At 62.0% G+C, this 23,535-nt stretch carries 20 protein-coding genes; 13 read left to right on the top strand and 7 right to left on the bottom strand.

Going from position 1 to position 23,535, the window contains the following annotated elements; translation table 11 throughout:
- The first annotated feature begins 55 nt into the window (after positions 1-55).
- The 3 genes from AC07O2_RS02360 to slmA are packed head-to-tail and all read left to right on the top strand — an operon-like array spanning position 56 to position 2,057.
- Entirely contained in the window at positions 56-478 is a 423-nt protein-coding gene (locus tag AC07O2_RS02360; protein WP_495074127.1) for an Lrp/AsnC family transcriptional regulator, read from the top strand.
- Positions 479-536: 58 nt separating this feature from the next.
- A complete protein-coding gene (gene argB / locus AC07O2_RS02355; RefSeq protein WP_495074126.1) occupies positions 537-1,421 on the top strand; it encodes an acetylglutamate kinase in 885 nt (294 codons plus the stop codon).
- A 9-nt stretch (positions 1,422-1,430) separates the two neighbouring features.
- Positions 1,431-2,057 (top strand): nucleoid occlusion factor SlmA, encoded by a 627-nt coding sequence (gene slmA / locus AC07O2_RS02350; RefSeq protein ID WP_495074125.1) that lies wholly within the window; start codon positions 1,431-1,433, stop codon positions 2,055-2,057.
- 14 nt (positions 2,058-2,071) lie between these two features.
- On the opposite strand, the gene AC07O2_RS02345 is transcribed toward slmA, so the two are convergent.
- A complete protein-coding gene (locus AC07O2_RS02345; RefSeq protein WP_495074124.1) occupies positions 2,072-2,851 on the bottom strand; it encodes a substrate-binding periplasmic protein in 780 nt (259 codons plus the stop codon).
- A gap of 301 nt (positions 2,852-3,152) precedes the next feature.
- Between AC07O2_RS02345 and AC07O2_RS02340 the strand changes: the two genes are divergently transcribed.
- The gene (locus AC07O2_RS02340; protein WP_495074123.1) at positions 3,153-5,576 is read left to right on the top strand and encodes a bifunctional diguanylate cyclase/phosphodiesterase; all 2,424 of its coding nucleotides are present in this window, start codon (positions 3,153-3,155) and stop codon (positions 5,574-5,576) included.
- 80 nt (positions 5,577-5,656) lie between these two features.
- On the top strand, positions 5,657-6,082 hold the full coding sequence (locus AC07O2_RS02335; protein ID WP_495074122.1) for an SRPBCC family protein: 426 nt from the start codon (positions 5,657-5,659) through the stop codon (positions 6,080-6,082).
- A gap of 96 nt (positions 6,083-6,178) precedes the next feature.
- Here the strand turns inward: AC07O2_RS02335 and AC07O2_RS02330 are convergent, their stop codons facing one another.
- Both AC07O2_RS02330 and AC07O2_RS02325 read right to left on the bottom strand, forming a co-directional pair.
- Positions 6,179-7,717 (bottom strand): UxaA family hydrolase, encoded by a 1,539-nt coding sequence (locus AC07O2_RS02330; protein WP_495074121.1) that lies wholly within the window; start codon positions 7,715-7,717, stop codon positions 6,179-6,181.
- Between the two features lie 14 nt (positions 7,718-7,731).
- A complete protein-coding gene (locus AC07O2_RS02325) occupies positions 7,732-8,442 on the bottom strand; it encodes a FadR/GntR family transcriptional regulator (RefSeq protein ID WP_495074120.1) in 711 nt (236 codons plus the stop codon).
- 201 nt (positions 8,443-8,643) lie between these two features.
- Here AC07O2_RS02325 and AC07O2_RS02320 point away from each other — a divergent pair, with 201 nt between their 5' ends.
- On the top strand, positions 8,644-9,492 hold the full coding sequence (locus tag AC07O2_RS02320; protein WP_495074119.1) for a fumarylacetoacetate hydrolase family protein: 849 nt from the start codon (positions 8,644-8,646) through the stop codon (positions 9,490-9,492).
- Positions 9,493-9,705: 213 nt separating this feature from the next.
- On the opposite strand, the gene AC07O2_RS02315 is transcribed toward AC07O2_RS02320, so the two are convergent.
- From AC07O2_RS02315 to AC07O2_RS02300, 4 genes are read right to left on the bottom strand one after another with little or no spacing between them, the layout of a single operon-like run.
- Complete coding sequence (locus AC07O2_RS02315; RefSeq protein ID WP_495074118.1) at positions 9,706-10,527, bottom strand: ABC transporter permease; 822 nt, start codon at positions 10,525-10,527, stop codon at positions 9,706-9,708.
- 1 nt (position 10,528) lies between these two features.
- Positions 10,529-11,794, bottom strand: a complete 1,266-nt coding sequence (locus AC07O2_RS02310) for an ABC transporter permease (protein ID WP_495074117.1) — start codon at positions 11,792-11,794, stop codon at positions 10,529-10,531.
- 22 nt (positions 11,795-11,816) lie between these two features.
- Positions 11,817-12,845 carry an ABC transporter substrate-binding protein gene (locus AC07O2_RS02305; protein WP_495074225.1) on the bottom strand — a complete coding sequence of 343 codons (1,029 nt, stop codon included), beginning with the start codon at positions 12,843-12,845 and terminating at the stop codon, positions 11,817-11,819.
- A 49-nt stretch (positions 12,846-12,894) separates the two neighbouring features.
- The gene (locus AC07O2_RS02300; RefSeq protein WP_495074116.1) at positions 12,895-13,998 is read right to left on the bottom strand and encodes an ABC transporter ATP-binding protein; all 1,104 of its coding nucleotides are present in this window, start codon (positions 13,996-13,998) and stop codon (positions 12,895-12,897) included.
- Positions 13,999-14,162: 164 nt separating this feature from the next.
- Between AC07O2_RS02300 and AC07O2_RS02295 the strand changes: the two genes are divergently transcribed.
- From AC07O2_RS02295 to AC07O2_RS02265, 7 genes are all read left to right on the top strand, one after another.
- Entirely contained in the window at positions 14,163-15,578 is a 1,416-nt protein-coding gene (locus tag AC07O2_RS02295) for an aminotransferase-like domain-containing protein (protein WP_495074115.1), read from the top strand.
- Between the two features lie 229 nt (positions 15,579-15,807).
- Entirely contained in the window at positions 15,808-16,512 is a 705-nt protein-coding gene (locus tag AC07O2_RS02290) for a TetR/AcrR family transcriptional regulator (protein WP_495074114.1), read from the top strand.
- Between the two features lie 2 nt (positions 16,513-16,514).
- On the top strand, positions 16,515-18,323 hold the full coding sequence (locus AC07O2_RS02285; RefSeq protein ID WP_495074113.1) for an acyl-CoA dehydrogenase C-terminal domain-containing protein: 1,809 nt from the start codon (positions 16,515-16,517) through the stop codon (positions 18,321-18,323).
- Between the two features lie 20 nt (positions 18,324-18,343).
- Positions 18,344-18,772: a DUF2147 domain-containing protein gene (locus AC07O2_RS02280; RefSeq protein WP_495074112.1), complete on the top strand. Its 429-nt coding sequence runs from the start codon at positions 18,344-18,346 to the stop codon at positions 18,770-18,772.
- A gap of 14 nt (positions 18,773-18,786) precedes the next feature.
- Complete coding sequence (locus AC07O2_RS02275; protein ID WP_495074111.1) at positions 18,787-21,222, top strand: 3-hydroxyacyl-CoA dehydrogenase/enoyl-CoA hydratase family protein; 2,436 nt, start codon at positions 18,787-18,789, stop codon at positions 21,220-21,222.
- A gap of 9 nt (positions 21,223-21,231) precedes the next feature.
- A complete protein-coding gene (locus tag AC07O2_RS02270) occupies positions 21,232-22,440 on the top strand; it encodes an acetyl-CoA C-acyltransferase (RefSeq protein ID WP_310376440.1) in 1,209 nt (402 codons plus the stop codon).
- A 256-nt stretch (positions 22,441-22,696) separates the two neighbouring features.
- Positions 22,697-23,461 (top strand): enoyl-CoA hydratase, encoded by a 765-nt coding sequence (locus AC07O2_RS02265; RefSeq protein ID WP_495074110.1) that lies wholly within the window; start codon positions 22,697-22,699, stop codon positions 23,459-23,461.
- Positions 23,462-23,535: the final 74 nt, after the last annotated feature.

Genomic DNA, 23,535 nt, shown 5'->3' with positions numbered 1-23,535 from the left:
CTTACGGTAAACCTTACATTTGGCCCATTAATATGGGCACTATGGCTAATTTATGATGGACGATACCGACCGCCAACTGATCGCGCTGCTGCGCGACGACGCCCGCATGCCGGTGGTGGCCATCGCCAAAAAGCTGCGCCTGGCGCGTGCCACGGTGCAAAACCGCATCGCCAAGCTGGAGGCCGATGGCACCATCGTCGGCTATTCGGTGCGGCTGCGGCCCGAGGTAGAGGCGCACCGCATCCGCGCCAGCATGGGCATCGCAGTGGACGGCCCGCATGGCGAGGAGGTGCGCCGCACCCTGCGCGGCCACCCCAACGTGGTGACCCTGCACACCACCAACGGCCGCTGGGACCTGATCGCCGAGCTGCGCGCCGACACGCTGGAGGCGTTTGACAAGGTGCTCAACACCATACGTACCATTCCCGGCATTTCCAACACTGAGACCAGCATCCTGCTGTCGACCCACAAGCTGTAAAACTGCCACGGCAGCCTTATATGATTCAGCCTTAGCCTTTATTTGGGAACCCCGCTCCATGTCTACCCCGATTGCCCCCCGCGACAAAGCCGAAATCCTGGCCCAGGCCCTGCCATACATACGCAAGTACCACGGCAAGACCATGGTCATCAAATACGGCGGCAACGCCATGACCGAGCCGGCGCTGCAAAAAGCCTTTGCCGAAGACGTGGTGCTGCTCAAGCTGGTGGGCATCAATCCGGTGGTGGTGCACGGCGGTGGCCCGCAGATCGAGTCGGCGCTGGGCCGCTTGGGCAAGAAGGGCCAGTTCATCCAGGGCATGCGCGTCACCGACGAAGAAACCATGGAAGTGGTCGAATGGGTGCTGGCCGGCCAGGTGCAGCAGGACATCGTGGGCCTGATCAACCAGGCCGGCGGCAAGGCCGTGGGCCTGACCGGCCGCGACGGCGCCATGATCCGTGCCAAGAAGCTGCGCATGGCCGACAACGCCGACCCCAGCATCGAGCATGACATCGGCCAGGTCGGCGATATCGAGAGCATCGACGCCAGCGTGGTCAAGTCGCTGCAAGACGACGCCTTCATCCCCGTGGTCAGCCCCATCGGTTTTGGTGTGGACAACGAAAGCTACAACATCAACGCTGACGTGGTGGCCGGCAAGCTGGCCATCCAACTGCAGGCTGAAAAGCTGCTGATGCTGAGCAACATCCCTGGCGTGCTGAACAAGGCCGGCGCGCTGCTGACCGACCTGACCGCTACCGACATCGACGGCCTGTTCGCTGACGGCACCCTGTCGGGCGGCATGTTGCCCAAGATTGCCGGCGCGCTGGACGCGGCCAAGAGCGGCGTGAAGGCCGTGCACATCATCGACGGCCGTGTGCCGCATGCGCTGTTGCTAGAGATCCTGGGCGACCAGGCCTTTGGCACCATGATTCGCTCCAACTAAAGCGCCCGCATGGCCGAAGACACCGAGCTGGTAGAGACCAGCGCACCGCGCAAGCGCCCCAAGCCGGGTGAGCGCAGGGTGCAGATTCTGCAGACCCTGGCCAGCATGCTGCAGCAGCCGGGTGCCGAGCGCATCACCACCGCAGCGCTGGCTGCTCGGCTGGAGGTGAGCGAAGCGGCGCTGTACCGGCATTTCGCCAGCAAGGCGCAGATGTTCGAGGGCCTGATTGAGTTCATCGAGCAGTCGGTGTTCTCGCTGGTCAACCAGATCATGGCGAACGACGACGGCAACGGCCTGCGCCAAGCCAGCCGCATTGTCTCGGTGCTGCTGCAGTTCGGCGAGAAGAACCCCGGCATGACCCGGGTGATGGTGGGCGACGCTCTGGTGTTCGAGAATGACCGTCTGCAGCAGCGCATGAACCTGTTCTTCGACAAGATAGAAGCTACCTTGCGCCAGTGCCTGCGCACGGCCAGCGCCGGCAGCGACACTCCCACGGTGGACGCCCAGGTGCGGGCATCGGTGCTGACCTCTTTTGCCGCCGGGCGGCTGCAGCGCTTTGCGCGGTCTGGGTTTACCAGGCTGCCGACCGAACACCTGGAAGGCAGTTTGCGGAGTTTGCTGGCGGCTGCGGGCTAGACCGCGATGGGCGCCTAGTTCAAGTATTTGGTGTAAATGGCATCGAAGGACTTGTCCTTCTTCATGGATGCCAGTGCCTTGTCAAATTCGGCGCTGATTTTCGCGTAGTCACGCTTCTTGTTGAAAGCCAGGTAACTGGGAATGGACTCAACGGCGGGGCTTAACTCCTTGATTTTGCCGATGGAGCCCGCCTGTTTTGCGGCATCCAGAAATACCGCCCGGTAACTGGGTGCAAAATCAATTCTCTTGGCGGCAAGCATGGCAACGAGGCTGTCAACGCTGCTGGTATAGGTGATGTTCTGCCAGGCTCCATTCTTGACTAGCTTATCGATATCCAGACCGTAGCTTGTGTCGCGAATGATGCCCGCTCTGAGGTGCGATAACTCGGCTAAATTGCCAGTAAATCGAATATCCGAATCTGCATGGATAAAAAGGACTTCGATTTGCGTGATGACCGGGTTCTCGGTGTAGGCAAGAAACGCCTCTCGCTCAGGCAGTCTGAAAACCGAGAATATGCCATCTACATTGCCCTCGCGTACTTCGGCCAAGCAACGTGCCCATGGCATTAACTGGATTTTTACGGAGTGGCCAGAGCGTCGGAAGGCCTCGGTCACCACGTCCACCAGAATACCCGTCGGCTTGCCGTCCACGATGTAGGCTGTGGGACGGCTGTCGGCTGCAACCAGAACCAGGTTTTCAGCATTGGCCACATTGAACGCCATGGTGACGGTGAACGCAGCCCATAACCAAAGTTTCAATGTATGCAACAACGGAACCCTCTTGTTGATTGCCATCTTGAGTTCCTCGGTGGTATGCGTTGTGGCATTTGCCAGGGCAGCAAATACTAAACGCTGATATTTATACCCCGACTTTGTAGCCGCAAAGGGGTTAAATTTCAGTGGCTAGTGTTACCTGCAGCTGTACTGCTGCACGTACACTGTGAATGGGTGGATACCAGCATGTGCGAAGAGATGCATGTGTTTGGCAAGACGCATGCGGACCCGGCTTTCAAGGTCACTCAGGTGCTTGGTGGCCTTTACGGGAAGAGGAGCGACAGGCGCATCTTTGATCCAACGCCCAACAGCTGGAGAGCTGATGACACTTGCCGACGTTTTTAAATGGAATTTTTTCAATAAGGCGCTGATTCGTAACAACGGCATCGCGCGCAGGATCATGTTGGCCGTGGTCTTGTTCAGCTCCGCCGTCACCGCAGTCATCACCGCGGTGGAGCTCTACCTGGACTATCGGGGGGACATACGCGGTATCCACGAGCGGGTGGAGTCGATCCGCAAGGTGTATTTGCCCTCCCTGGTGGAAAGCGTCTGGGTAGTGGAGCCTATCCAGATCCAGAACCATCTGAACGGCCTGATGAATCTGGGCGATATCGAGTACCTGGGTATTGTTTCCGATGGCAAGACCCAGTGGTCGGCTGGCAAGCGGTCCTCCAAACGTCAGATCGAAACCGTTTTTCCCCTGAACCATGACAGTCCTGGAGAAAGCGTATCCATTGGTGAGCTGCATGTGGTCGCCAGCGTGGACAACGTGGTGTCGCGGCTGTGGTCCAAATTCATGGTCATGTTGGTGAGCAATGCCATCAAAACCTTTTTGGTCACCGCCTTCGTTTTGCTGATCTTCCAGGCCTTGGTGGGCCAGCACCTAGAGCATATTGCCGGCTATCTGCGGCAGTTTTCAAAGAACGCATCCAGTGAGCAGCCCCTGCGGCTCAACCGCCGCGAGGAGGGGCGCTGGCGTCCCGATGCGCTGGACCACGTGGCGAACGCCGTCAACCACATGCGGGAAGAAATCATGCGTTCGGACGCCGAGCTCAAAGCCAGCAACGAACGGTTGGAGTCGATGGTGAAGAACTCGCCGCTGGCCATCTACACCAGCGATATCAACTACATCGTAAGCAGCTGGAACCCGGCTGCACAGAAGATGTTTGGCTGGAGTGCTGAGGAGGCCATTGGCCATAAGGTACGGTTCATTCCAAAAGACAAGGAGCAGGAGTACGACAGCATTGTTTCCAGGTTGCGGAACGGGGAATCGCTCAACCAGGTCGAGCTGGTCCGCCAACGCCGTGACGGCTCCGTCATCCACATCAGCTTGTCTACCGCGCCCTTGTTCACTGCGGACGGGCAACCCGATGCCCACATATTCCTTGTGGCCGACATTACCCAGCGCAAGCTGGCCGAGCAGCAAATCCAGTTCCAGGCTTTCCATGACGCGCTCACCGGTCTGCCCAACCGTCTGCTGCTGCAAGATCGTTTCGAGCAGGCCAAGGCCCGAGCGAGCCGGACAAACTGGCGCGTGATGCTGCTGTTTTTGGATCTGGACAACTTCAAAAGCATTAACGATACGCTGGGCCACGATAGCGGTGATGCCTTCCTCAAACAGATCGCCGTCCGCCTGAGCGCCTGCATGCGCGAAACCGACACCATCAGCCGGTTGGGCGGTGATGAGTTCCTCATTCTTTTGCCGGACCTGACCCAGGCGGAAGATGCGGCGCCGATTCTGACCAAGCTCATGGAGCAGATGCAGCTGCCCTTCTTTGCTGAAGGCCAGGAAATTTCGACTTCGGTGTCCATGGGGGTGACCATCTTTCCCGAAGATGGCACGAGTTTTGAGAGCCTGCTCAAGAAAGCCGACATGGCCATGTACAAAGCCAAGGGTGATGGGCGCAACACTTACCGTTATTTCGACGATGCGATGGACGTGGAGGCGATCGAGCACCAGTTCATCCGCAATGGCCTACGTCGCGCGCTGGAGCGCAATGAATTCGTTTTGCATTACCAGCCCCAGATTGACCTCGCCAGCGGCGCCATCATTGGAGTCGAGGCCCTGATCCGGTGGAACCACCCCCAGCTCGGCATGGTGTCGCCTGCGCGGTTCATACCGGTGTCCGAAGAGAGCGGACTGATCGTGCCCATCGGCGACTGGGTCCTGCGTGAAGCCTGCCTCCAGGCCATGGCTTGGCGGCGCGACGGACTGCCTGAACTGTGCATGGCGGTGAACCTCTCGGCCGTGCAGTTCAAACGCGGTAGCGTGGAACAGTCGGTGATCCATGCGCTGGAAGAAAGCCAACTGAACCCCGCGCTGCTGGAGCTTGAGCTGACCGAGTCGATCCTGATCCAGAACGTGGAGCGCGCGCTGGACTGCGTCAAGCGCTTGAAGCTGCTGGGTGTGAAGCTGTCCATCGACGATTTTGGTACCGGCTATTCCAGCCTGTCGTATTTGAAGCGTTTTGACATCGACAAGCTCAAGATCGACCAGTCCTTCGTGCGCGATCTGGGCTCTGACCCCGATGACGCCGCCATCGTGCGCGCCATCATCCAGATGGCCCGCAGCCTGAATTTGCACACCATCGCCGAAGGCGTTGAAACCGCCGACATGCTGCACCAGCTACGCGTCTTCGGTTGCGATGAGGCACAGGGCTACTATTTTGCGCGGCCAATGTCGGCGGATGCCGTTGCCAGTTACATCCGCCAGGCGATGACCGCTGCGCTGGGGGCGGCGATCTAGAGCCACACAAGGAATCGATACTCTTCTTATGCGCTTCTAGTTGTCAAAGTTTGCCAATTCTCATCCTCAGGAGAACCCACATGACTACCTTCCAAACGTTCAGAATCTTCACGGCATCCCCAGAGGCTGTATTCGCGGCATTTGCTGCGCCCGAGCGTTTGGCCAGGTGGTGGGGGCCGGACGGTTTTCACAACAGCTTTGACGTCTTCGAGTTCAAGCCCGGCGGTCAGTGGCGCTTCACCATGCACGGGCCGGACGGCTCTAGCTACCCCAACGAATCCACCTTCGGGCAGATTGAGCCGGCACGCAAGATCGTCGTGCAGCATCTGTCGCAGCCGCATTTTGTGCTCACCATCGGCCTGGAGCCCACGGCGGCGGGTACGCGGGTGACTTGGGAGCAGGCTTTCGAGAGCGCGGAAGTCGCGGCCGCTGTGCGTCACATCGTGGAGCCGGCCAACGAGCAGAACCTGGACCGCTGGCAGGCCGAACTGGCGACGGGAGCTTGATTTACATTTGCTATTAAAAAGGTAGCTTCTTGCGCAGGTTTTACCTGCGTCAGAGCCTGTTTTTATGCATGCTGTTCGGCATACTGTGGCTGGAGCCTACATCACCGCGCCGACCTGCCAGGGCACGAACTCGTTCTGCCCGTAGCCGTGGCGCTCGCTCTTGCTTTGCTCGCCCGAGGCGGTGGCCAGAACCAGCTCGAAGATGCGCTGGCCCATCTCCTGTACCGAGCTGCTGCCGTCGATGATCTCGCCGCAGTTGATGTCCATGTCCTCCTCTTGCCGCTGCCATAGCGCCGAGTTGGTGGCCAGCTTCAGCGAGGGCGAGGGGGCGCAGCCGTAGGCGCTGCCGCGGCCGGTGGTGAAGCAGATCACGTTGGCGCCGCCCGCGACCTGGCCAGTAGCGCTGACCGGGTCGTAGCCCGGCGTGTCCATGAAGACGAAGCCGTGGGCTGTCACCGGCTCGGCGTATTCATACACGCCCTCCAGGTTCGTTGTGCCTCCTTTGGCAACTGCGCCAAGTGACTTCTCCAGGATGGTCGTCAGGCCGCCGGCCTTGTTGCCGGGCGAGGGGTTGTTGTTCATCTCGCCGCCGTTGATCTCGGTGTAGTTCTCCCACCATTTGATGCGGCCGATCAGCTTCTCGGCGATCTCCGGTTTGACCGCACGGCGCGTCAGCAAATGCTCGGCGCCATAGACTTCGGGGGTTTCGCTGAGGATGGCGGTGCCGCCGTGGGCCACCAGCAGATCCACCGCTGCGCCCAGCGCCGGGTTGGCGCTGACACCCGAGTAGCCATCCGATCCACCGCATTGCAGGCCGATGGTGATGTGGGAGACGCTGCAGGGCTCGCGCTGCACATTGTTAGCGCTGGCGAGCATATTGCTCACCAAGGCAATGCCTTTTTCGACGGCATGGCGGGTGCCACCTGCGTCCTGGATGTTGTAGGTCTGCAGGGTGTCGCCTTCGCGCAGGCTGCTGCGGGCCAGCCAGGCGCTGGTCTGGTTGACTTCGCAGCCCAGGCCGATGACCACCACGGCGCCGAAGTTGGGGTGGGTGGCGTAGCCGGCCAGCGTGCGTTCCAGCAGTTGCAGGCCCAGGCCCTCACCATCCATGCCACAGCCGGTGCCGTGGGTCAACGCGACCACACCGTCGATGTTCGGGTAGCCAGCCAGCGCGGCGGGATTGGTCTGGCGCGAAAAATGGGCTGCGATGGCGCGGGCCACGGTGGCCGAGCAGTTCACGCTGCTGAGGATGCCGATGTAGTTGCGCGTGGCGACCCGGCCGTCGGCGCGTTTGATGCCCATGAACGTGGCCTCACGGCGTGGCGCGGCGGGTTTCACATCGGCGCCAAACGCGTAGTCGCGGGCAAAGTCGCCCTTGTCCGGGCCCATATTCAGGTTGTGGGTGTGCACATGTTCGCCCGGACCAATGGCGCGGGATGCAAAGCCGATGATCTGGTTGTAGCGCCGTACGGGCTCGCCAGCAGCAATCGCGTGGGTGGCGATCTTGTGGCCGGGGGGAATCATGCCTTTGACGGAAATGCCCTCGACGCTGGCGCCGCTGAGCAGCTGGGCGCGGGCGATGAGCACGTCATCGGCAGGGTGGAGGCGGATGAAAGGGGCGGAAGTGGTGGTCATGGTGGCGGTGCGGTTCAGGCGGGGTTGGCTTTTTGCCAGCTGGCGTTCAGCCGGTGGTGGGATTTGTCCATGTGGGCATGCATGGCGGCACGGGCGGCATCAGCGTCCTGGACCTGGATGGCGGCCAGGATGGCCTGGTGCTCCTTCAGCGCCATGCGCCAGGAACGCGGGCTTTCAAAGTAGCCGCCCAGCCGGGTGAACAGGTGGCCGCGCCGCGCGTCCCAGAAGCCGTGGATGGTTTCCACCAGCACGGCGTTGCCACTGGCCTGCACGATGGCGGAATGGAAGTCTCGGTCGCCGTCCAGCGGCGCCTTGCCTTGTGCGGCTTCGTCCTGCATGGTCTGCAGGGCCCGCTGCATGGCGGCGATGTGTTCGGGTAGGGCCAGGGTGGCGGCCAGAGCCGCGGTTTCACCCTCGATGACGCGGCGGGCGCGGATCAGCTCCAGCGGGCCCCATTCGGCGGCGGCCACGGCGGCGTCCGGGCTGCGTGGCCCGCGCTCCAGCACGTACACGCCAGAGCCAGTACGCACCTCCACCCAGCCTTCTACCTCCAGCGCAATCAGCGCCTCGCGCACCGAGGGCCGGCTCACACCGAGCTGCAGGGCCAGCTCGCGCTCCGCCGGCAGCCGCGTGCCCACCGGGAACTCGCCGGACAGCATGCCCTTGCGCATCTGCTCGGCGATCTGGCGGTACAGGCGTTGGGGTTCCAGGGGGTGTAGCGGCATGGATCAGAAAGGTTCAGGCAGGGTAGAGAATAGAGTTAAGGGTTAGCCTTAATTGGCCAAGTGGTAAGGCCAATTAATAATCGCATACATCATGCCAGGTGGCATCCGGCAAAACCCAGGGGCCTGTGCCGCGGCAGACCCCTGCGGCCCATAGGCCTGGTTGGGGCTTTGAATCGCTTTTTTTACACACAAAGGAAATCCATGAAACTCGTTCGTTATGGCAACCCCGGCAAGGAAAAGCCCGGCCTGATCGATGCCGAAGGCAAGCTGCGCGACCTCAGTGCGGTAGTCAAGGACATCGGCCCGGCACAGCTCGGCGACGCCGCGCTGGCCAAGATCGCCAAGCTGAATCCGGCCAAGCTGCCGTTGGTCAAGGGCAAGCCGCGCATGGGCAGCCCGGTGGCGAACGTGGGCAAGTTCATCGCCATTGGCCTGAACTACGCCGACCACGCGGCCGAGTCCGGTCTGCCGATCCCGGCCGAACCCGTGGTGTTCATGAAGGCCACTTCCTGCATCCAGGGCCCGAACGACCCGGTGATGCTGCCCAAGGGTTCGAAGAAGACCGACTGGGAAGTCGAACTGGGTGTGGTGATCGGCACGCAAGCCCGCTACGTGTCGCAAAAGGACGCGCTGAATTTCGTCGCCGGCTACTGCACCATCAACGATGTGAGCGAGCGCGAATACCAGATCGAGCGCGGCGGTACCTGGGACAAGGGCAAAGGCTGTGACACCTTCGGCCCGCTAGGCCCCTGGCTGGTGACGCGCGACGAAGTGCCGAACCCGCAAAAGCTCAGCATGTGGCTGGACGTGAACGGCAAGCGCGTGCAGACCGGCAACACCAAGACCATGATCTTCAGTGTGGCCAAGATCGTCAGCTACGTCAGCCAGTTCATGACCTTGATGCCGGGTGACGTGATCACCACCGGCACCCCGCCCGGCGTGGGCCTGGGCATGAAGCCGCCGGTGTTCCTGAAGAAGGGCGACACCATGGCCCTGGGCATTGAAGGCCTGGGCGAGCAGCACCAAGTAGTGGTGCCGTTCAAACTTTAGAACACCCCCAGGCTACGCACTGCCCCGGGATCGGCCCTTTGGGCCGATAACGCAAGTCGCCGCCAACCCCCTTGCAGGGGGCGATTCCAGCGGCCTGGCGAAGCCAGTTCCGCGGAATCTTTGGAAGGGGTGTCTGTACGCAGTTTGCAAGACTTTTAGGGCTGCAGCGCTGATGGAATAAGCGCGAGTAGCTACTGAATCTGTAGCGCCTGCTTATTGGCGCCGGCCGCGCAGCCACTCCAGCGCCAGCAGCAGGCTGGTGGTGAAGATGATCAGCAGCGTGGCCACGGCCGCAATGGTGGGGCTGATGTTCTCGCGGATGCCATTGAACATCTGGCGCGGCAGCGTGGACTGCGAAGGGCCGGCCAGGAACAGGGTCACCACCACTTCGTCGAAGGATGTCGCAAAGGCGAACAGTGCACCTGAAAATACGCCGGGAGCGATGATCGGCAAGGTCACGCGCCAGAAGGTCAGCCACGGCGAGGCGCCCAGCGACTGGCTGGCGCGTACCAGGTTCTGGTTGAAGCCCTGCAGCGTAGCCAGCACGGTGGTCAGCACAAACGGTGCACCAAGTGCGGCGTGCACCATGATCAAACCGGCGTACGAATCGGTCAGACCGACCTTGGCAAAGCTCAGGTACGAGGCCACGCCGACCACCACGATGGGCACCACCATCGGCGAGATCAGCACGCCCATCAGCAGCCCTTTGCCAGGAAAGTTTTCGCGCGCCAGGCCGACCGCTGCTAGCGTACCGAGGATGGTTGCCAATACCGTGGCGGCGGGTGCCACGATGAAACTGTTCTGCGCGGCACGCTTCCATTCGTCCGAACCAAACAGGTTCTGGTACCACTGCATGGACCAGCCGGGAATCGGGTACGACAAGAAGGAGCTGGACGAGAACGACAGGGGAATGATCACCACGATGGGCAGCAGCAGGAACACCAGCATGCCGACGCCGAACGCGCGCAGCGCCCACCAGCCGAGCTTGTCGAGCCAGGTGCTGTACGCGGGGAAGACGGGGAGGAACTTGCTCATATCAGGTCATGCTCAGTTCGGTTTTTAGCAAACGGCGGTACAGCGCGTACAGCACCAGCGTAGTGGCCAGCAGCACGGTGGACAGCGCGGCGGCCACACCCCAGTTCACATCCACGTTGATGTACTGGGCCACGTAATACGACAGCATCTGGTCGTCGGCACCACCGAGCAGCGCCGGGGTTACGTAATAGCCGATGGACAGGATGAACACCATCAGCGCACCGGCGCCGATGCCGGCATAGGTCTGTGGCACATACACGCGCCAGAAGGCGGCGATGGGTGTGCTGCCCAGCGACACGGCAGCGCGCTGGAAGGTTGAGGGCACGGACTTCATCACGCTGTACAACGGTAGGATCATGAAGGGCAGCAGCACGTGCACCATGGCAATGACCACGCCAGTACGGTTGAACAACAGGGCCAGCGGGTCGTTGATGAGGCCCAGGTTTTGCAGGCCGTGGTTGATCAGGCCTTCACGCTGCAGCAGCACGATCCAGGCGGCGATGCGCACCAGGATCGAGGTCCAGAAAGGCACCAGCACCAGAATCATCAGCAGATTGGCTTTGCGGGCCGGCAGGCTGCTCAGCCAGTAGGCTAGTGGGTAGGCCAGCAGCAGGCACCAGAGGGTGACGATGAAGCTGGTGGAGCAAGTGCGCCAAAGTATCTTGGTGAACACCGCACGCGATGGGTCTACAGCAACTATGTGGCCGGCTTCGCGCTGCAGGTCTAGCGCCGTCAGCAGGTAGTCGGGTGTCCAGCGCGAGCCGTTCTTGGCGATGGCGATCCAGTATTTACCTTCGTTCCAGCGCGGGTCGATTTCCAGAATACGGCTGCGGTATTCCTCGTCGGACAGGCCTGGCGGCAGGGGCATGGCGCGGAAGGTGTTCATCACCAGCGAGCGTGCGCCAGGGGTTTCGGTATTCAGCCGTCGGGCCAGGCCGCCGGCTTGGCCGCCACCGCCGGGCAGCTGGGACAGGTCCAGCGCCAGGGCGGTGAAGGCGCGGGGCGGGGCCGTCATGGCCTCGTCCCAGCCGTCCAGCGCACGCGCGGTGCGCGGCAGGGCAGACACGACCTCGGGGTTCTCTACCCCGCGCACCAGCAGCACCGCAATCGGCGCCAGCAGGATGACCAGCAGGTAGGCCAGCAAAGGCGTGGCCAAAGCAAAGGCCCAGAGCCGGGCGCGGCGCTTGGCCTTGGCCAGTTGGCGCATCAGCAGGTCGCGGTCCTCTATGCCGGGTGCATCTGCAGAGGTCAAGGTAGCGTCTCCCATGGTCATGACAGCCTGGCGGTGTTTACTGGGTGGCCCAGGCGGCGAAGCGCTTTTCCAGCTCTTCGCCCTGGTCGGCCCAGAACTTCACGTTGAACTGCAGCGAGTCCTTGGCGTTGGCGGGAGAGGTGGGCAGATTCGCCAGCACTTCCTTGCTCAGCTGTGGCAAGGCCTTGTTGTTCACCGGACCGTAGGCGATGTTGCGGGCGTATTCGGCCTGGGCGGCGGGGGCCGTGGCGTAGGCGATGAACTTCATGGCCGCGTCCTTGTTCGGCGTGCCCTTGGGGATGACCCAGTAGTCCAGGTCGTAGATGCCGCCGGTCCAGCCTATGCCCAGGTTCTTGCCTTCGCGGTTGGCGGCGTCGATGCGGCCGTTGTAGACCGTGCTCATGACCACATCGCCGGCGACCAGGAATTGGGGTGGTTGCGCACCGGCTTCCCACCACTGGATGTTGGGCTTGAGCTGGGTCAGCTTGGCGAAGGCGCGGTCGGCGCCGGCCTTGGTGGCCAGTACCTTGTAGACGTCGGCGGTGGCGACACCGTCGGCCATCAGCGCGAATTCCAGGTTGTAGCGCGCGCCCTTGCGCATGCCGCGCTTGCCGGCGACCTTCTTGACGTCCCAGAAATCGGCCCAGGTTTTGGGTGGGGTCTTGAGTTTGTCGGCGTTGTAGGCCATGACGGTGGACCAGACGAACACGCCGACGCCGCATTCGTGCACGGCGGCGGGCACGAAGTCGGACTTGTTGCCGACCTTGGCCCAGTCCATCTTCTCGAACAGGCCCTCATCACAGCCGCGGCTGACGTCGGGGGACTCCACTTCGACCACGTCCCAAGTGACCTTGCCGGCTTCGACCATGGCTTTGATCTTGGCTTGCTCGCCGTTGTATTCGACGGCAACGATCTTGGCGGCACCCGTTTTCTCATAGGGCTCGTAAAACGCCTTCTTTTGTGCGTTGGCGTTGGCACCGCCAAAGTTGATCACATTGAGTTGCGTCTGGGCCAGGGCGGGCAGGGTGGCGACAGCCGCCAGCAGGGACAGGTATTTCAGCTTCATCACGGAAAACTCCATTTAAAAAAGAGGCAAACAAGGAAAGTGAACAGACTTACAGGTACACACGCAGGTGTTCGGGGGGGACGTGCAGCCACAGGGTGTCGCCGCGCTCAGGTGGGCGGGCGACGGACAGGGGCAGCTTCACGGTGGCCAGGCCCTGGCCTTCGATGGCGCAGCGCAGGCGCAGGTGGTCACCGAAATACATGGTGTCGGCCAGTTGGGCCTTGAACACATTCAACTCGGGCAGCGCACTTTCCGTATGCACGGCGATGCGCTCTGGGCGCACGCTGGCGACGATGTTGGCGCCGACGTGGGCGGTGTTGACGTTCACGCCCAGGCAGCGGGTCACGGCACCGGGGATGTTCAGTTCGCACAGGCCGCCTTCGCTGCTGCCGCAGGTGCCTTTGAGCGGAGTGTTGTCGCCCACAAAGCCTGCTACAAAGCGGTTCGCCGGGGTCTCGTACAGTGACAGCACTGGGGCCAGTTGCTGCACCACGCCGTCGTTGAACACGGCGACTCGGTCACTCATGGTCAGGGCTTCGCTTTGGTCATGGGTCACGTAGACAAAGGTCACCCCCAGCTTCTTGTGCAGGTCTTTCAGCTCGATCTGCATGTGTTCGCGCAGCTGTTTGTCCAGTGCACCCAGCGGCTCGTCCATCAGCACCAGCTGGGGCTCAAACACCATGGCCCGGGCCAGTGCCACGCGCTGCTGCTGGCCACCGGAAAGCTGGGTGGGGTAGCGGTCCTGCTTGCCGCGCAGCTGCACCATGTCCAGCGCCCGGGCCACGCGCTCGGCGCGCTGGTCCTTGGGCACGTTGCGCACGCTCAAGGGGTAGGCCACGTTGTCGCCCACCGTCATGTGCGGGAACAGTGCGTAGTTCTGGAACACCATGCCGAAGTTGCGCTTGTGCGGTGGCGTGCGGGTGATGGATTTTTCGTTCAGGAAGATTTCGCCCGAGGTGGGTGATTCGAATCCGGCCAGCATCATCAGCGTGGTGGTCTTGCCGGAACCGGACGGGCCGAGCAGCGTCAGAAACTCGCCGCTCTGGATTTGCAGGTCCAGGTTCTGCACAACCAGCTGGCTGCCGTCGTAGGTTTTCTGGACGGCTGAAAACCGGACCAAAGGCTGGCTGGTGGTTTGCGCGTGGGTTGCCATGGATGTTGTTCGCCGCTTGTCGTTGCAATGCCGTTATTTTTGGGCGAAGCTTGATCTGGCACCATGTACACCCGCGCTGTGTGTGGCACGGTACGTGTAGGTCCGCAGACCGGTACACACAAACCCTACGCAAAATACACGTCGCTAGCGCTTCCAATACCGCCATGTTTAAGTTTGAATTTCGCCAAGGCACGCCGTTGGTGGCGCAGATCGTTGCGCGTATAGGAGAGATGGTCGATACGGGGCGGCTGCGGGCAGGCGCCAAGCTGCCATCCATACGCCAGTTCGCCCATCAAAACGGGGTCAGCATCTTTACCGTGGTGGAGGCGTATGACCGTTTGGTGGCTTCGGGCTATGTAGTGTCCCGGTTGAATGCGGGGTTTTTCGTCTGTGCTCGCACTGCTTCGGTGCACTCACCGGTCTCAGAGGCTCCGTCGGCCTTGTCCGCCGGTAGTTTTGACAACAGCTGGTATCTGCAGCGCATCTTTGAAAACCACCACCTGCCGCACAAGCCCGGTTGTGGCTGGTTGCCGCCAAGCTGGTTGTTTGAAGATGGCGTGCGCCGCGCCATGCGTTCGCTCACGGCTGCGGACCCCATGCCGCTGGGCGACTATGGTGACCCTCTGGGCTACCCGCCTTTACGGGCCTGGATCTGCGAGAGCATGCGCCAGCATGCCATCCACATCCAGCCGCAGCAGGTCTTACTGACCCAGGGCGCGAGCCAGGCCTTGGACCTGGCAGTGCGCTGGCTGGTGGGGCCGGGTGACGTGGTGCTGGTGGATGAGCCGGGCTACCCGAACCTCATCAACGCGCTGCGCTTTGTGGGTGTGCGCCCACACGGTGTACCCCGAACGCCTGATGGCTGGGATCTTGCCGCGCTGGAGGACCTGATTGTGCGGCTGCGGCCCAAGGTTTTCTTTACCCAGCCGCGCTTCCATAGCCCTACCGGGTCGGTGGCCACGCTGCAGCAGTTGCACAAGGTGTTGCGACTGGCCGAGAAGTACGACGTGCTGCTGGTGGAGAACGATATTTACTGCGACCTGGATACCGAGGCCCGCCCTTCGCTGGCCAGCCTGGATAACCTTTCACGCGTGGTGTACGTGGGCAGTTTTTCGAAGTCGATTGCCCCGAGCCTGCGTTGTGGCTACCTGCTGGCCCACGCCGACATCATGGGGGATTTTTCTCGTCTCAAGATGTTCTCCGGGTTGACCAGCTCGGAGCTGATCGAGCGCATCGTGCATGTGGCTTTGAGCGACTCGCACCGTCCACGCTATCTGCGCAGTCTGCGCACCCGTATGACCCAGGCCCACGAGCGCTGCGCCCAAAGGCTGCGGCAAATGGGTTTTGAGTTGTTCTGCGAACCCCGGGGCGGCCTGTTTTTATGGGCCTGGCATCCGCGTATCCAGAACGTGGTGGACTTGGCCGCGCGGGCCAGTGTGCACGGCATCATGCTGGCACCAGGACATTTGTTCAGCACGGTGGCTGCGACGCAGAACTGGATGCGCTTCAACGTGGCCCAGTGCGAGAGCGATGCCGATGCCTTTGTGTACCAGTGGCTGGAGAAAGAGTTGGCTGCCTGATTTCCGGCCATTGTCGGTACGGCAAGGCTTGCGCTGGGCTGTTGTGCTGCAGCTGAACTGAGGTAATGCATTGCCTTGCAGTCAAAGATGGGCGTGTTTTATAGCCAACCTAGGGTTAGTACTTGGGCTTATTGCATGGGCCTTCCCAAAAAATGCATTGCTAAAAGCATTGGCTTCGAATATCCTTAAATAGCACGATCGTTCGTTTTATTTTTGCGTAAGGAATGCCATGTCTGCCAAAGGAGACCCTGTGGATGCCACCCGCGCCCCTGCGGTAGAGGGCGTGCGGGATGGTCGCGCCCTGATCAAGGGCCGGCAGACCAAGGCATCCATCATCGAGGCGGCGCTGCGTCTGGCCAGCCATATCGGGCTGGAGGGCTTGAGCATCGGCGCCCTGGCCGAAGTCACGCGCATGAGCAAGTCCGGTGTGTTCGCGCATTTCGGTTCACGCGAAGAGTTGCAGATCTCGGTGATCCGCGAGTACCACCGCCAGTTCGAGGCCGAGGTGTTCTACCCCGCCATGCAGGCTCCGCGTGGCATGCCACGGGTGAAGGCGCTGTTCGCCAACTGGATGCAGCGCGTGTCCATCGAGCTGCAGTCGGGTTGCATCTTCATTAGCGGCGCGGTTGAGTTTGACGACCGGCCCGGCCCGGTGCGTGACGCCCTGGCCAGCTCGGTCCAGGCCTGGCTGTCGGCATTTTGTCGGGCGCTGGAGCAGGCCAAGGAAGAGGGCGATTTGCGCCCCGATGCGGACGAGCGTCAGGCCGCGTTCGAGATCCATGGCCTGATCCTGTCGCTGCACTACGAAGCCCGATTTTTGAAAACCCCCGGTGCCGTGGCCCGCGCCAACACCGGGTTTGACAACATCCTGGCGCGCTACGGTGTTACCGCGCCAGTCTCTACTTCCAACCCTTCCCGTATTTCCAAGGACTAACCATGCCCACTTACACGCCCCCCCTGCGCGACATGCAATTTGTGATGCACGAAGTGCTCAAGGTTACCGACGATCTGAAGCTGTGCCCGCAGCATGTGGACACCGATGCCGACACCATCAACGCCGTGCTGGAAGAAGGCGGCAAGTTCGCCGCCGAGGTCGCCTTCCCGCTGAACATTAGCGGCGATGCCGAAGGCTGCACACTGGACAAAACCACGCACGAAGTCACTGCCCCCAAGGGCTTCAAGCAAGCTTATGCGCAGTACGTCGAAGGCGGCTGGGCCGCGCTCAGTTGCGACCCGGCCTACGGCGGCCAGGGCCTGCCGTTTGTGGTGAACCAGTGCTTCTATGAAATGCTGAACTCGGCCAACCAGGCCTGGACCATGTACCCCGGCCTGTCACATGGCGCTTACGAAGCCCTGCTGGCCCACGGTACCGATGCGCAAAAGGCGCTGTATCTGCCCAAGCTGGTCAGCGGCCAATGGACCGGCTCCATGTGCCTGACCGAGCCGCATTGCGGTACCGACCTGGGCTTGCTGCGTACCAAGGCCGAGCCTCTGGCCGATGGTAGCTACGCCATCACCGGCAACAAGATTTTCATCAGCGCGGGTGAGCACGATCTGGCCGAGAACATCGTCCACCTGGTGCTGGCCCGCCTGCCCGATGCGCCCCAAGGCAGCAAGGGCATCAGCCTGTTTGCCGTGCCCAAGTTCCATGCCAACGCCGACGGTAATGGCAATGTGACCATGGGTGAGCGCAACGGCATCTATTGCGGCGGCCTGGAACACAAGATGGGCATCCACGGCAACTCCACTTGCCAGATGGTGCTGGACGGCGCCATCGGCACTATCGTGGGCCAGCCCAACAAGGGCTTGGCGGCGATGTTCGTGATGATGAACGCAGCCCGCCTGGGTGTGGGCAACCAGTCGCTGGGCTTGACCGAGGTGGCCTACCAGAACGCCCTGGCCTACGCCAAGGACCGCATCCAGATGCGCTCGCTGACCGGTAACAAGGCCAAGGACAAACCGGCCGACCCCATCATCGTGCACCCCGATGTGCGCAAGATGCTGCTCACCGCCAAGGCCTACGCCGAAGGCGGCCGCGCGCTGGGCATCTTCTGTGGTGTGCTGCTGGACAAGGAACACAGCCACCCCGACGAGAAGGTACGTGCCGACTCCGGCGACATGCTGGCTCTGTTGACGCCTATCGTCAAAGCCTTCCTGACCGACAACGGCCATATCTCCACCAACGCCTGCATGCAGGTGTTTGGCGGCCATGGCTTCATCAAGGAATGGGGCATGGAGCAGTATGTGCGCGACAACCGCATCAACATGATCTACGAAGGCACCAACACCATCCAGAGCCTGGATCTGCTGGGCCGCAAGATCCTGGGCAACAACGGCGCCACCCTGAAGAAGTTCGGCAAGCTGGTCGCCGCGCTGGTAGAAGAAGAGGGCGTGAACGAGAAGATGGGCGAGTTCATCACCCCCATCGCCATCCTGGGTGACCAGGTCACCAAGTTGACCACCGAGCTGGGCTTCAAGGGCTTCCAGAACGCCGATGAGGTGGGCGCGGCCGCCGTGGACTATCTGCGCGTGGTGGGCCATCTGGTATTTGGCTATTTCTGGGCCCGCATGGCGCAGGTGGCTTTGCGCGAGATCGCAGCTGGCAACACCGACCCGTTCTACCAGGCCAAGCTGCAGACCGCGCGCTTCTATTTCGCCAAGCTGTTCCCTGAAACCGCTACGCTGATGCGCACCATCCGCAGCGGCAGCAAGGCGCTGATGGACACCGACGCAGCTCTTGCTTAAAACCGCATCGGAGACATGCCATGAAAAAATTGATAGCACTCTGCGCAGGATTCGTCTGCGCTAGCGGCGTATTTGCCCAAATGACACCCGAAGGGCTGTGGCGTAATATCGACGACAAGACCGGTGAGCCCAAGGCAGAGATCCGCATCACCGCCAATAACGGCGTGCTCTCCGGTGTGGTGGAAAAAGCCTTGGTCACCAGCGGTGAGCCCAACTGCACGCAGTGCACGGACGATCGCAAAGACAAGCCCAAGGTCGGCATGGAAATCATCCGCGGCGCCAAGAAGGCCGAGGGCAAGGACCTGTGGGAAGACGGCAAGATCCTAGACCCCGACAACGGCAAGAACTACACCCTGCGCATGGTGCCGCTGGAAGATGGCAAGAAGCTGCAGGTGCGTGGCTACATCGGCCCGTTCTACCGCACCCAGATCTGGCTGCGCGTGCAATAAATCGAAAGAATGTGATGTCTAAATTTCCCATCAAAAAAGTCGCCGTGCTAGGCGCAGGCGTGATGGGTGCGCAGATTGCTGCGCACCTGGTCAACGTCAAAGTGCAGGTCGTGCTGTTCGACCTGAAGGCCAAAGAAGGCCCGGCCAACGGCATCACCGCCAAGGCCATCGCCAACCTGAAGAAGCTCAAGCCTGCACCTCTCGGCGTGGCCGAAGATGCGGACCTGATCCAGCAGGCCAACTACGACGACCACCTGGAGCAGTTGAAAGACTGCGACCTAGTCATTGAAGCCATCGCCGAGCGCATGGACTGGAAGCTCGATCTGTACAAGAAGATCGCGCCCTTTGTGGCCCCGCATGCGCTGGTGGCGTCCAACACCTCCGGCCTGTCGATCACCAAGCTCAGCGAAGCCTTGCCTGAAGAAATCAAGCCGCGCTTCTGCGGCATCCACTTCTTCAACCCGCCGCGCTACATGTACCTGGTGGAGCTGATCAACACGCCCACCACCCGGCCTGAAGCGCTGGACCAGCTCGAAGCCTTTGTCACCACCAGCCTGGGCAAGGGCGTGGTGCGCGCCAAGGACACGCCGAACTTCATCGCCAACCGCGTCGGCATTGCCGGCATGCTGGGCATCATCGGCGAGACCGCCAAGTTCGGCCTGACCTATGACGTGGTCGACGACCTGACCGGCAAGCGCCTGGGCCGGGCCAGCTCGGGCACCTTCCGCACCGCCGACGTGGTGGGCCTGGACACCATGGCCCATGTGGTCAAGACCTTGCAAGACAATTTGAGCCTGGAAACCGATCCGTTCTACGGCAGCTACGGCACGCCGCCGGTGCTGGCCAAGCTGCTGGAGATGGGCAACCTGGGTCAGAAGGCCAAGGCCGGTTTCTTCAAGAAAGTGGGCCGCGACATCCTGCGCTTCGACATGGCTTCGGGCAACTACGTGGCCGGTGGCGAGAAGGCCGACGAGGTCTACGGCCGCATGCTGAAAAAGCCCGCCGCCGAGCGCCTGGCCCTGCTGCGCAACAGCGAAGGACCGCAAGGCCAGTTCCTGTGGGCCGTTCTGCGCAACAGCTTCCACTACGCCGCCGTGCACCTGCAAACCATTGCCGAAACCGCGCGCGACGTGGATCTGGCGATGCGCTGGGGCTTCGGCATGCAGCAAGGCCCGTTCGAGCTCTGGCAGGAAGCCGGTTGGCTGACCGTGGCGAATTGGATCAAGGAAGACATCGCCGCCGGCAAGGCGCTGAGCAACGCGCCGCTGCCCGACTGGGTGTTCAACGGCCCGGTAGCGGAGGCCGGCGGCGTCCACACGGCCGAAGGCTCATGGAATCCATCCACTTCCAAATTTGTAGCGCGCCACGCACTGCCTGTCTACGCCCGGCAGCTATTTCCCGAAAAAATCTCCGGCCACACCCAGGGCCTGGGCTTGGGCGGCGGTTTCGAGACCGCTGGCAAGACCTTGCATGAAGACAAGGCGATCCGCCTCTGGACCTTGGATGGAGATGAGTGCCCCTCCGGTAGCGGAATCATCATCGCCAGCATCAAGACCAAGATGCACGCCATCAGCCCCGAAGTCTCAGAAGGCCTGGCCCGCGCGGTCGATCTGGCCGAGAAGGACTACGCCGGCGTGGTGATCTGGTCGGGCGACGAGCCCTTCAGCGCCGGTGCCGATCTGCAGGCCATGCTGCCCGGCTTCATGATGGGCGGCGCCGGTGCCATCAACAAGATGGAAAAAGCGTTGCAGCAAGTGATGCTGAAAATCCGTTACGCCAACGTGCCCGTCGTCTCGGCCGTGCGCGGCCTGGCGCTGGGCGGCGGCTGCGAGTTGGCCGTGCACTCGGCCCGCCGCGTGGTGGCGATGGAAAGCTATATCGGCTTGGTGGAAGTCGGCGTGGGCCTGGTGCCGGGTGCAGGCGGCCTGACCTATATCGCCCGCCGGGCTGCGGAGAATGCCGCGCTGTCGACGCACAAGGACTTGCTGCCCTTCCTGACCGAAGGCTTCACCGCCGCGGCCATGGCCAAGGTCGGCACCAGTGCGCTGGAAAGCCGCAAGCTCGGCTATTTGCTGGACAGCGACGTGATCGTGCCGAACAAGGACGAGCTGCTGTTTGTGGCGCTGAATGAGGCTAAGGCCATGGCCGCTGGCGGCTACCGCGCGCCGCACAAGCGCCAGTTCCTGGTGGCAGGCCGCAATGGCAAGGCCACCATCCAGGGACAGTTGGTCAATATGCGCGACGGCGGCTTCATCAGCCAGCACGACTTCCACATCGCCAGCCTGATCGCCGGTGTGGTGACCGGCGGCGACGTTGACAGCGGCACGCTGGTGACCGAGGAATACCTGATGAGCCTGGAACGCAAAGCCTTCTGCAGCCTGCTGGACAACGCAAAAACGCAGGAACGCATCATGGGCATGCTGAACACCGGCAAGCCCGTGCGCAACTAAGGAACGAATATGAGCAAGCAAATCCAAGACGCCTACATCGTCGCCGCCACCCGCACGCCGATCGGCCGTTCGCACAAAGGCTATCTGCGCAACACCCGGCCCGACGAACTGCTGGCCACCACGCTGCGCGCGGCCCTTGCCCAGGTGCCGGGCCTCGACCCGGCGACCATTGAAGACGTGATCTGCGGCTGCGCGATTCCCGAAGCCCAACAGGGCCTGAACGTGGCGCGCATCGGCGCGGTGCTGGCCGGCCTGCCGAATTCGGTGGGCGGCATCACCGTCAACCGCTTCTGCGCCTCCGGCATCAGCGCGGTGCAGATGGCGGCCGACCGCATCCGCGTCGGCGAAGCCGATGTGATGTTTGCCGCCGGCGTCGAGAGCATGAGCATGGTGCCAATGATGGGCAACGGGCCCAGCCTGTCGCCGAACATCTTCAGCAACACCGACGACGTGGACAACTACGGCATCGCCTACGGCATGGGCCTGACCGCCGAGAAGGTGGCGCAGCAGTGGAAGATCAGCCGCAGCGCGCAAGACGAGTTCGCCTACGCATCGCACATGAAGGCACTGGCGGCGATGAAGGCCGGCGCCTTTACCGACGAGATCACGCCGATCACCGTGGACGACCGCAGCGTCGATCTGGACAGCGCCAAGGTCACGGTGACCCAGCGTACCGTCAATCTGGACGAAGGCGTGCGCCCCGAAACCACGGTGGAAGGACTCGGCAAGCTGAAGACGGTGTTCTCGGCCCGCGGTTCGGTCACGGCCGGCAATAGCTCGCAGACCTCCGACGGCGCCGGCGCGTTGATCCTGGCCAGCGAATCGGCCATCAAGCGTTTCGGCCTGACGCCGCTGGCCCGTTTCGTCAGCTTTGCCAGCAAGGGCGTGCCGCCGCACATCATGGGCATAGGCCCGATCGAGGCGATTCCCGCTGCGCTGCGCTACGCCGGCCTGCAACACCAGGACATCGACTGGTTTGAGCTGAACGAAGCCTTCGCGGCCCAGTCGCTGGCCGTCATCAACACGCTGGGCCTGGACCCGTCCAAGGTGAACCCGATGGGCGGCGCGATTGCGCTCGGCCACCCGTTGGGCGCCACCGGTGCCATCCGCGCGGCGACCGTGATCCACGCACTGCGCCGCAACAACCTGAAGTACGGCATGGTGACCATGTGCGTAGGCATGGGCCAGGGCGCGGCCGGAATCTTCGAACGCGTTTAATAGGCTCACCCCCAGGCTAAGTGCTGCGCACTTTCCGCCAACCCCCCTCGCATCGGTTTGAAAAACCGATGCGACACGCAGGGGGCGAACTCTGTGGCTTGGCGGAGCCAGTTCCACGGGTTCTCTGGAAGGGGCGGCTACTGTGCGGGTTTAAGTCTTTTAGGCCGCTGGCGCTTATTCCAATTGCGCAAGCAGCTATTTAAATGATAGTGACATTGCGGTTGTTAACATCCGCATTTTTCTACCGAGTGACCCCATGACTGACATCCTGACCCACACCGAAGACGGCATCCTGACCATCACGCTGAATCGCGTGGCCAAGAAGAATTCGCTGACCTCGGTGATGTACGCCGCCATTGCCGATGCGCTGGAAGGCGCTGCGGCCGACGCCAGTGTGCGTGTGGCCGTCATCCAGGGCCACGAAACCATCTTCTCGGCCGGTAACGACATTGGTGATTTTTTGAATGCGCCAGCGCCTACGGCAGAGTCGCCGGTGATCCGCTTCCTGCGCGTTATCAGCACATTCCCCAAGCCGCTGGTGGCCGCTGTGTGCGGCGCAGCGGTGGGCGTGGGCACCACCATGCTGTTGCATTGCGACCTGGTCTATGCAGGGGATAACGCTGCGTTTTCGCTACCGTTCGTCAATCTGGGCCTGTGCCCCGAAGCCGGCTCCAGCTACCTGCTGCCGCGTCTCATGGGCCACCAGCGTGCCGCAGAGGCATTGCTGCTGGGCGACCCGTTCACTGCAGAGACGGCGCTGGAGGTGGGCTTGATCAACCGCATCGTGCCGCCCGCCGAGGTACATGCGCTGGCACATCGGCAGGCCTTGCGCCTGGCAGCCAAGCCGCTGGCGTCCTTGGTCACCAGCAAGCGCTTAATGAAGCAGGAATTGGCCGCACCGGTAGCCGAGCGCATGGCCGAGGAAATCGGCCTTTTCGGCAAGATGCTGCGTGAGCCGGCGGCCAAGGAGGCGTTGACGGCTTTCATGGAGAACCGCAAGCCTGATTTCAGCAACTGCTGAGCTGCGAATGTATAAGAAATACGACTCTGGCGCAGGCAATGCCTGTGCTGGTAGCTATAAATAAAATAGCATTT

Source organism: Rhodoferax sp. GW821-FHT10B06 (assembly GCF_059415605.1).
This window is presented reverse-complemented; position numbering and strand designations above follow the sequence as displayed.

What these genes read in the sequence shown, in the direction of transcription:
- AC07O2_RS02360 (WP_495074127.1), top strand. Translation starts at nt 56, where the DNA reads ATGGACGATACCGACCGCCAACTGATCGCGCTGCTGCGCGACGACGCC.
- argB (WP_495074126.1), top strand. Translation starts at nt 537, where the DNA reads ATGTCTACCCCGATTGCCCCCCGCGACAAAGCCGAAATCCTGGCCCAG.
- slmA (WP_495074125.1), top strand. Translation starts at nt 1,431, where the DNA reads ATGGCCGAAGACACCGAGCTGGTAGAGACCAGCGCACCGCGCAAGCGC.
- AC07O2_RS02345 (WP_495074124.1), bottom strand. Translation starts at nt 2,851, where the DNA reads ATGGCAATCAACAAGAGGGTTCCGTTGTTGCATACATTGAAACTTTGG.
- AC07O2_RS02340 (WP_495074123.1), top strand. Translation starts at nt 3,153, where the DNA reads ATGACACTTGCCGACGTTTTTAAATGGAATTTTTTCAATAAGGCGCTG.
- AC07O2_RS02335 (WP_495074122.1), top strand. Translation starts at nt 5,657, where the DNA reads ATGACTACCTTCCAAACGTTCAGAATCTTCACGGCATCCCCAGAGGCT.
- AC07O2_RS02330 (WP_495074121.1), bottom strand. Translation starts at nt 7,717, where the DNA reads ATGACCACCACTTCCGCCCCTTTCATCCGCCTCCACCCTGCCGATGAC.
- AC07O2_RS02325 (WP_495074120.1), bottom strand. Translation starts at nt 8,442, where the DNA reads ATGCCGCTACACCCCCTGGAACCCCAACGCCTGTACCGCCAGATCGCC.
- AC07O2_RS02320 (WP_495074119.1), top strand. Translation starts at nt 8,644, where the DNA reads ATGAAACTCGTTCGTTATGGCAACCCCGGCAAGGAAAAGCCCGGCCTG.
- AC07O2_RS02315 (WP_495074118.1), bottom strand. Translation starts at nt 10,527, where the DNA reads ATGAGCAAGTTCCTCCCCGTCTTCCCCGCGTACAGCACCTGGCTCGAC.
- AC07O2_RS02310 (WP_495074117.1), bottom strand. Translation starts at nt 11,794, where the DNA reads ATGGGAGACGCTACCTTGACCTCTGCAGATGCACCCGGCATAGAGGAC.
- AC07O2_RS02305 (WP_495074225.1), bottom strand. Translation starts at nt 12,845, where the DNA reads ATGAAGCTGAAATACCTGTCCCTGCTGGCGGCTGTCGCCACCCTGCCC.
- AC07O2_RS02300 (WP_495074116.1), bottom strand. Translation starts at nt 13,998, where the DNA reads ATGGCAACCCACGCGCAAACCACCAGCCAGCCTTTGGTCCGGTTTTCA.
- AC07O2_RS02295 (WP_495074115.1), top strand. Translation starts at nt 14,163, where the DNA reads ATGTTTAAGTTTGAATTTCGCCAAGGCACGCCGTTGGTGGCGCAGATC.
- AC07O2_RS02290 (WP_495074114.1), top strand. Translation starts at nt 15,808, where the DNA reads ATGTCTGCCAAAGGAGACCCTGTGGATGCCACCCGCGCCCCTGCGGTA.
- AC07O2_RS02285 (WP_495074113.1), top strand. Translation starts at nt 16,515, where the DNA reads ATGCCCACTTACACGCCCCCCCTGCGCGACATGCAATTTGTGATGCAC.
- AC07O2_RS02280 (WP_495074112.1), top strand. Translation starts at nt 18,344, where the DNA reads ATGAAAAAATTGATAGCACTCTGCGCAGGATTCGTCTGCGCTAGCGGC.
- AC07O2_RS02275 (WP_495074111.1), top strand. Translation starts at nt 18,787, where the DNA reads ATGTCTAAATTTCCCATCAAAAAAGTCGCCGTGCTAGGCGCAGGCGTG.
- AC07O2_RS02270 (WP_310376440.1), top strand. Translation starts at nt 21,232, where the DNA reads ATGAGCAAGCAAATCCAAGACGCCTACATCGTCGCCGCCACCCGCACG.
- AC07O2_RS02265 (WP_495074110.1), top strand. Translation starts at nt 22,697, where the DNA reads ATGACTGACATCCTGACCCACACCGAAGACGGCATCCTGACCATCACG.